This is a genomic window from Arthrobacter sp. CAN_A212 (assembly GCF_015752345.1).
Classification (GTDB): Bacteria; Actinomycetota; Actinomycetes; order Actinomycetales; family Micrococcaceae; genus Arthrobacter_D.
This window is the reverse complement of sequence record NZ_JADOUT010000059.1, coordinates 1-2,736: the sequence shown is the minus strand read 5'-3', so window position 1 is coordinate 2,736 and position 2,736 is coordinate 1. Positions and strand designations below refer to the sequence as shown.

At 56.9% G+C, this 2,736-nt stretch carries 1 protein-coding gene; it reads left to right on the top strand.

Annotated elements, in window-relative coordinates:
• Positions 1-824 precede the first annotated feature (824 nt).
• Positions 825-1,994 (top strand): IS30 family transposase, encoded by a 1,170-nt coding sequence (locus tag IWX64_RS16710; protein WP_442859071.1) that lies wholly within the window; start codon positions 825-827, stop codon positions 1,992-1,994.
• Positions 1,995-2,736 lie beyond the last annotated feature (742 nt).

Below are 2,736 nucleotides of genomic sequence, written 5' to 3'. Positions count from 1 at the left end.
CAACTCCCTTGACAAGCAGGCTCTACATCCGGTGAGACGCTCGTGAACGGGCGCAAGCCGCATCATGTTCATACTGACCCGCCCCGTATGGGGATCCCCCACCGCAACACAGTTACTGGACTCCCCCGCCACCAAAAATCCCATATGAAACCTGGCATCGCTGTGACTGTTAGCCAGGAATGGCGGTTAAACGCAGCTTCAGTTGGCGGTCCCGTCGTCCTATTCAGCGATCCCTCACCGCGACACCTTTCATGCAAGATCACGGGACAATGGTCCATCGAGCAGTCAAATACGCCGCCGTCGTTCTTGGGTGATCATTCCGACAACTGTCATCAGAAGCAAGACCAACCCCGGGGAGAAAGGGTTATTCGTCGAGCGAGGACGCGAATAAGCGCGGTCTGGCCAAAATCAGGGTTCACCACGGTACTTGCGCTCATTTATAGCAAAGAAACTTCCGATGAATCCTAGAAGAACGACTGCGAGAACCAGTACCGTCCAGCTTCCGTCAGTGACTCCGAGGTATAAACCCAGAATTGTAAATCCTAGGGCGGGGATGGTCCACATAAATGATAGGAACCTCGTTCGTTCACGATAGGTCCACACTTGCCCTCTTTTGGGAAACACGAATAACTCCATCCTGAAATATCTACTTGTAGCGTTAGCAAGATTCTAGAGGGCTAAAGCCTCACCCTGCGGTGAAACGGTGCCGAGTGAGGTGCGGGCATCGCCCTGCGCATAGACTGCGTCAAACTCTGTCGGGCGGGTCGGGGACGTCTCGCGGTTAGGGATCCTTGGGTTCTTGCGGTGATTGCAACACTTAGCAGATGGGTGTTGTCATGGCGGGGTATTCAATTTATGTAAGGCCGGATCTTTTGCAGCTGTTTTGGGCTGGCATGCAGGCCGGTGATTTCATCACTGATGCCGTGGTTCCGATCAATACGAGCCGGCGGACCGGGCGCAGAATCTTGATGGAGGCCGGTGGTGTACGTCCACGCCGAGGCCGGTATCTGAAGGGCCGGTGCTTGACCTTCGGTCAGCGTGAGGAGGTTGCAGTGCTGCGCGCCCAGGGATGTTCCCTGCGGCAGATCGGTGCAGCGATTGGGCGGTCGGCTTCGACCGTTTCCCGGGAGCTGCGGCGCAACACCAAAGCCGGGTCGTCTTATCGTGCCACCTCTGCCCACGCGATGGCGTACGAGCGGGCATCACGCCCGAAACCGGCGAAACTGCACACGAACCTCGTGCTGCGTGGGAAGGTGGAGGACGACCTGAAGAAGAAGTACTCACCCGAGCAGATCGCGGGACGCCTGCTGGTTGAGTTCCCCGATGAGCTGGAGATGAGGGTGTCACCAGAGACGATTTATCAGTCCCTGTACGTGCAGTCTCGTGGGGCGCTGAAGCGGGATCTGACCTTGTGTCTGCGCACCGGACGGGCGGTGCGGCATCCCAGCCGGAAGACTGGGCAGCGCAAGAACCGAATCCCGGAAATGATCAACATTTCCGAGCGTCCGCCCGAGGTCGCAGACCGTTCAGTGCCTGGGCATTGGGAGGGGGATTTGATCATCGGTAAAGGTAACCAAACCGCGATCGGGACTCTCGTGGAGCGGACCACCAACTACACCATGCTCGTGCACCTGCCGGACGGGTACAAGGCCGAGCAGATGCGTGATGCGTTGACCGCTAAGATCAAGACGCTCCCCGACGCGCTGCGACATTCGCTGACCTGGGACCAGGGCATTGAGATGCAGGACTGGAAGACCGTGAAGGTCGATACCGGCATCGACATCTACTTCTGCGACCCGCACTCTCCGTGGCAGCGAGGCATCAACGAGAACACCAACGGTCTGTTACGGCAGTACTTCCCCAAAGGCACCGACCTGAGTATCCACAGCGCCGCAGACCTCGACTGGGTCGCCGCCGAACTCAACGACCGGCCACGCAAACGATTAGAGTTCAGGAAGCCGATCGAACTGATCGAAGGACTCCTGTTGCAATGACCGCTTGAATCCGCCGATCCCTAACCGCAACACACAGATACGGGAAGCCGATTGAAGATTGGTAGTAGCCAGAATTTCGCTGTTAGGCACCCTTTGGATTCGTTCGGGAATCAGACTCACCCGTCCCGTACTTCACTCCTACTGACCGTCACGAGCATGATGGAGGCGATAACAACTCCCCCGAGCGTGTAACCCCATCCCGGGTCTACAGCAACAATCTGGGCGATCAAGGTCACGACAAGGCATGCTAAGCCCACGGAGATGCACATAAGTAGCCATTTTTTCGCACTTCTGGATACAGGTTTCATCCTGCGATCACTACTTCCTACGCAAATTCTTGATCGCTAATGTGCCACCTACAGCAAGCACCAATATCAAAATGGGAATCACGACGAACCAGTTGGTACCGTCGTGGGTAACGGCAGCCAAAAAGAGGTCCATTGAACGTCATCCGTTTCTATCAGAATTATCTGGGGCGGGCGGGCGGGCCAGGCATGGGATTGATTACCCGTTCATCTTCGCCTATTGGTGTCAGCCTAGCGGATTTTGCCTCCTTTACCGGTCTGCCCATAGGCAGGCCGAAAGCGTTCCGCGGGACGGTCTCAGTCCAAGGCCGCCCGTAAGTGTCAGCGGCCATGAAAAACTGCCCATAGGCGGCCACGGAATTGCCCACTGATGGCCAGTAAAACTGCCCGCCGGTGGCCATGGGATCTGCCCACTTCTTTACTGGATTGACCGCGCT